This is a genomic window from Bacillus sp. S/N-304-OC-R1 (assembly GCF_019749375.1).
Lineage (GTDB): Bacteria > Bacillota > Bacilli > Bacillales > Cytobacillaceae > Cytobacillus.
On sequence record NZ_JACWFE010000002.1, the window covers coordinates 41597 to 47865 of the forward strand.

The window sequence follows — 6269 nt, forward strand, 5'->3', positions numbered from 1 at the left end:
AATGAAAATTGAAAATGATACAGAAATGGGCAATTAGTCTAATCGTAGTCATTTTAGCGATAGGGATTGGCCTTTCCCCAGCACATGCTTCAGAGAATGTTGGGCAATTAATTGCCGGAACGAAAACTGGAAAGGCTAACGAAACGGTGAACCTTCCGATTATATTGTCAAGCAATGGGGAAGTAGCAGCCATGCAGTTTCAGATTAAATATGATTCAAGTGCTTTAGATTTAAGAGAAGTTAAATCAGGTTCGGGTTTGAATGGTTTTTCTGTTTTTTCCAAAGTAGAAACAGGGAAAGTTTTAATTGGTAATATAAGTGGAAAGACAATTCCCGCTGGCAAAAATGAAATTATTTATGCAACCTTTAAAATTAAAGAAAGTGCTCCTTTAAAAACTTATAATATCACCCTTCAGGATGTGGCTATTTCAGATAGTGATGCAAAAGATATTACAAATCAATTTTCCATTTCTACGGGGGGAATCACCGTTCAAAAGGAGCAGTCTCCAACTCCGCCTCCAGTATTGAATGATAATGAGAGTGAACAATCTCAACCGCCAGCAAATATTGAGCAAATCAAGGTTGACGTAGAAGGTGAAAATGGAAAAAACTTAACTCAAACACCAATTACACGTACAACTGAAGCTAACGGCAAAGTTAAAGACTATGTTTCCATGTCAGAAGCAATTGCCAAAGATACAGTTGAAAAAGCAAAACAACAAGGCGTGGATACTGCACGTATTGTGATTCCAGATACAAATGATAAAGTATCTGAGGTTATGGTTGAGATTCCGAAGTCCGCTTTAAGAGAATTAAATAATGGCAAAATGAAGCTTGAAATTGCAACAGACAATGCGATCATTTCGATTCCAACAGAATCAATTTCTTCTTTCAATGACAATTTATACTTCCGAGTTGTTCCGCTCAAATCAAAGGAACAGCAAAAGCAAGTAGAAGAACGGGCGAAGAAGGAAGAAGCAGTTCATAAAATCGCACAAAATCAAATTGTTCAGGTTTTGGGAAGACCAATGGAAATTGAAACAAATATGCAAAGTCGTGAAGTTTCTATTGTATTGCCATTAAAAGATAGCTTGCCTGCAGATGCAAATGAGCGTGAAAAGGTCCTTAATAATTTGACTGTTTTTATCGAACATAGCGATGGGACGAAGGAAGTTTTACGAGGAAAAGTGATTTCATTAAAGAACAATGGCGAATTAGGACTCTCATTCAATGTTAATAAATTCAGTACCTTTGCGATTGTCTATATGGACGGAGCTCAAGCATTCTTTGATGGAAAAGCGTGCGGGAAAGATATAGCTAATGCAATCGGCTGTTTAAATGCTAAGAAGTCAGTACCATTATATGAATTAGTTAACAACCGATTGAAAAAAGTGGATGTACTTAAAGCAGGACAAACAATACCAGCATATGAAGCAATTTCACCGATGCTTGGACTAGGTGGGGACGTTTGGGTTGAACGGACAGGTGCGATTAAATATGAAACTCCATCCAAATCGATGCTAGTGAAAAACGCAGCCACAGGGTCAAAACGCACAAAGCAAATTTGGAAGGGCCTTGAACTGCGACCAGGTCAAATTGGAAAAGTAACGGTTTTACAAGACACGGTCGTATGGGAAAAGATCAATAAAACCCAAAAGCTACCTCGTATATTGAAAAAGGGAGAACAATACCGTGTATACCGTTATGTGCCGGGTATGTACGACCTAGGGAATGGGAAATACGTAGTCCAGGATGAATTTTTAAACTTTAAAAGCTTTTAATAATGGGACGGGGGGACAGGTACACTGTCCCCTTTTTAAATAGGGAAATTGGGTAAAGCTGCTATAGATTATGAAGAATATAATATAGCGTAATCAAGTTCCGTTTCCAATTTAGGCTACGAACCCGTCTGTTTCTTCATTACTATTTCCTAGCTAATCCTCTCCGGTGTTGAAGTATACAAGGGAAATATGATTAAATTAAACCGGGATATAATGTAAGGGAACATGACGAGCAGTGAATTCTAGGGGGGATTATTTTGGATTTTAAGCAGTCCTATAATAGATGGTTACAATTCGAAGGCCTAGAGCCTGAATTAAAAAATGAATTACTAACGTTTGGAGATAATGAGACTCTCATCAAGGATGCTTTTTTCAAGGATTTAGAGTTTGGAACGGGCGGCATGCGTGGGGAAATTGGCGCAGGTACGAATAGAATGAATACGTATACTGTCAGAAAAGCTACGCAAGGAATGGCGGAGTACATAAAGCTTTCAGGCGCAGCATCCATGTCACGTGGTGTCGTTATTGCTTTTGATAGCAGAAGGAAGTCACCTCAATTTTCACAGGAGGCGGCAGCAACATTAGCAAGGAACGGAGTGAAGGTGTATTTATATGATGGTCCGCGGACAACTCCGCAGCTATCTTTTTCTGTTCGAAAGCTGAATGCTTTTATGGGAATTATGATGACGGCTAGTCACAATCCGCCTGAATATAACGGATATAAGGTGTATGGAGAAGATGGGGCACAGCTTAATTTAGAGCAAGCTGATGCTGTCATCGGGCAGGTACACAATGTGGGGGATGAGCTGGCGGTTCCTTCTGGCGAGTTCGCTGAATTAAAGGCAGACGGAATGATTGAAATCATCGGCAAAGAATTAGATGAGGATTATCGTGCGCAATTATTAACGGTTCAAAAACATCCAAGTATGGCGGAAGCTTCTTCATTAAGAGCAGTTTTTACTCCGCTGCATGGAGCTTCGGGACAATCAGTTCGTGATTTATTTGCTCATACAGGCTATAAGCATATTTACTATGTTGAAGAGCAAATGAAGCCAGACGGTGAGTTTCCGACAGTGAAGTCACCAAATCCGGAGGAAGCTTCGGCATTTGAGCTTGCCATCCGTGATGGACAAAAGCACGGAGTGGATATTTTATTAGCGGCAGATCCTGACGGAGATCGCGTAGGGGTAGCAGTTCGTAAAAATGATGAATATCAATTGCTGACTGGGAATCAAACAGGTGCGATATTAATAGAGTATTTATTATCTCAAATGCACGAGAACGGTGATATTCCTGCCAATGGGCGAATTTTTAAAACGATAGTTACTTCTGAGTTAGGGCGCGTAATCGGAGAGCATTATGGTGTATCTACAGAAGATGTGTTAACCGGTTTTAAGTTTATTGGCGAGAAGATCAAGAACTATGAAGCAACAGGCGAATTTTCGTTCCTATTTGGGTATGAAGAGAGCTATGGATATTTAATAAAGGATTTTGCTCGAGATAAAGATGCGTTGCAGGCGTTACTTGCAATTACTGAGGCGGCTGCTTTTTATAAGGAAAAAGGGAAATCTCTACTTGATGTATTAGATGAACTTTATGATCGTCACGGTTATTATTTGGAAGGTTTAGTGTCTGTTACCAAGAAGGGGGCAGAAGGGGTCCGTGCTATACAACAGGCAATGGATGCGCTTAGAGAGCAGCCGATTAAGGACATCGGCGGGCTTAAAATAGCCTCTCAAGAAGATTATTTAAAACGGGAAAGAACTTTTGGAAATGGCCAAGGGGCTGAAGCTCTGCATTTACCAAAGTCCAATGTCATGAAATACTTCCTTGAAGACGGTTCATGGATATGCGTGCGTCCAAGTGGAACGGAGCCGAAGATTAAATATTACTTTGGGGTTAGAAGTGATTCTAAACAAGGCAGCGAAGAGCGATTAGCAAATCTGAAAGAACTTTTTACAGCACTTATGGAGAACCTGTAAAAATCTAAAAAGGCGAGGTCGGGAAGTTTCTGACTTCGCTTTTTTGGGACATGGGGACAGGTTCACTGTCCCAAATTCCCTCATAAAACACAACATCATTTAGCCTGTTCTAGACAATCTAATGGTTTATGATGTTGAGGTATACTTAGTACACATCATGTATTATGGATTTTTCACATTGCTAGGACTAGGAACACATCCCTCTGTCCCATGTAGACTCAAAGGTCTGTATTCAAGGAGGTTTACCTATGAATTTTAAAGGGCAAGTGGTAGTGATTACTGGTGCGGGGAATGGGATTGGTAAGGAGCTGGCTAAGGTCTATGCGGAGCAGGGAGCCATGGTCGTTTTGTCTGACATTGATGAAGCGGCAGGAAATAGGGTGGCTGATGAAATTAGAGCGAAGAAAGGGCAGTCGATTTTTGTTCAAACGGATGTCCGGAAGGAGGAAGATGTTGTTCGACTTATGGGGGCAGCGAATGATACATATGGAAAAATTGATATTCTAATAAATAATGCAGGGATTTCTAAAAGAAAGTCACCCTATGAGCTAACAATTGAAGAGTGGGATGATGTTCTTTCCACCAATCTTCTAAGTGTTTTTCTTTGTTCTCGGGAAACGGCAAAATATATGAAGCGGAATGGTAATGGTGGAGCAATCGTTAATCTTGCTTCTACACGAGCGCTAATGTCAGAACCAAACTCAGAAGCCTATGCAGCTTCAAAAGGCGGCATCGTTGCTTTAACCCATGCCCTGCCATGTCATTTAGTGATGACAGAATAAGGGTAAATGCCATCTCTCCAGGCTGGATTGAGACTGGTGACTTTCAGGACTTAAGAAAAATAGACCACGAACAGCATCCCTCCAAGCGGGTTGGAAAGCCAGAGGACATTGCAAAGGCATGCTTCTATTTAACATCAAAGGAAAACGACTTTGTCACCGGCATTAATCTCGTTGTAGACGGTGGAATGACACGAAAAATGATATATGAAGAGTAGGGACAGTGTACCTGTCCCCCCGTCCCAATGAAGGACTTTCTTACTTTGTGTAGAATACTGATGTTTATAATTGCATTGCTGAAATGCAGGTACTACCTCTTTAGTTCTCCTCTCAATTACCCCTTGATTAATTTTTTCTTTTCCTCAAACGATATCTAGTTTATTTCCTGTTTATGATTTCAGGCTGCAAGTCATTTGTTTATGAAAAATTTGAAGGAGAAACAATTAACAATTTCAATTGTTCTTCTGAGAAGATAAATAATTTAGTCCTAGGTGAGTTTCCTAAAAAAATGTTTTTTTTTAATAGTGGTGCAGAGGCTGTAGAAAATGCAGTTAAAATTGCTAAAAGGTTTACAAAAAGAAAGGCAGTAATTTCCTTTGAAAGAGGATTTCATGGAAGAACCCTGTTGGCGATGACACTAACAGGGAAGGTGAAGGGATTTAGGAATGGGTTTGGCCCGATTTCCACTGATGGTTACAGGGCTCCTTTCCCTTATTACTATCACAATAAACTGGATGATGAAAACGCTCTAAAACAAATTGATAAATTGTTTCAAAATGATGTTGATCCATATGATATTGCGGCTTTTATAATTGAACCCATTCAGGGGGATGGAGGGTTCATTATTCTTTCTGAAAATTTTATGAAAGGCTAACATGAGATTTGTGTAAAATATGGGATTTTATTGATAGCAGATGAGGTTCAGACAGGCTTTGGAAGAACGGGAAAATGGTTTACGATGGAGAACTTTGATGTAGAAGCGGATATGACAGTCATGTCTAAATCAATAGCTGCAGGGCTGCCATTAAGTGCTGTCAGCGGCAGAAGTGAAATTATGGATTCCCCTGAAGTAAAAGAATTAGGCGGAACACTAGGGGGAAACCCACTAAGTTGTGTAGCAGCGATAAATGTAATAAAGATGATAGAAGAGCAAAATTTATTAGATCGGTCCAATTTAATTGGTGATCAAATCCGCAACAGGCTAACCTTTCATTCAGAATACGTTGGTGAGGTTAGGGGGATTGGCGCAATGGTTGCGATTGAATTTGTGAAAGATAAAAATTCAAAAGAGCCATTTCCTGCATTTGTTCAAAATGTTGTTCGCCGCTGTCAAGAAAAAGGGGTAATCCTAATAACAGCCGGACCGAATGGGAATATTATTCGTTTGCTTCCTCCTTTAGTAATTAGCGAGGACGAATTGACGTTATCGTTGAAGTAATACAGGAAGTTGAACATGCGAGTGTCATGACTGTTTAGGAAGGGTGTATAAAATACTTAGATGTTAGTAGTTCTGGTAGAATCCTTTTTGTGAGGTAGTAAATATAGTGGTGAAATGCTTAATCTTTATAGAGATAATATTTGGTTAGCTTAGACAGCCCTGCAGTGAGAATGAACTGCCCCCTGTCAAATAGACAGTGGAAATAATAAAAAGTGACTTAAGCGGCCTTAGCCCTATATTCCATTGGGCTAAGGCCATTTAATCGTTTTTGTAGTCTTTCATTATTATA

The 6269-nt window shown here is 39.8% G+C and carries 3 protein-coding genes and 2 pseudogenes; 4 read left to right on the top strand and 1 reads right to left on the bottom strand.

Annotation, left to right across the window (positions count from 1 at the left end):
- Nucleotides 1-14 precede the first annotated feature (14 nt).
- The 4 genes and pseudogenes from H0173_RS04205 (at nt 15) to H0173_RS22145 (ending at nt 5980) form a co-directional block, all read left to right on the top strand.
- Complete coding sequence (locus H0173_RS04205) at nt 15-1781, top strand: cohesin domain-containing protein (RefSeq protein WP_260631025.1); 1767 nt, start codon at nt 15-17, stop codon at nt 1779-1781.
- Nucleotides 1782-2038: 257 nt separating this feature from the next.
- Entirely contained in the window at nt 2039-3763 is a 1725-nt protein-coding gene (locus tag H0173_RS04210; protein WP_221844924.1) for a phospho-sugar mutase, read from the top strand.
- Nucleotides 3764-4011: 248 nt separating this feature from the next.
- Nucleotides 4012-4760 (top strand): annotated as a pseudogene (locus tag H0173_RS04215) (glucose 1-dehydrogenase).
- A 173-nt stretch (nt 4761-4933) separates the two neighbouring features.
- Nucleotides 4934-5980, top strand: a pseudogene (locus tag H0173_RS22145) (aspartate aminotransferase family protein).
- Between the two features lie 217 nt (nt 5981-6197).
- Here the strand turns inward: H0173_RS22145 and H0173_RS22625 are convergent.
- Nucleotides 6198-6269 (bottom strand): IS3 family transposase (locus H0173_RS22625; protein WP_221844930.1); only part of this gene is annotated, 72 nt, incomplete at its 5' end.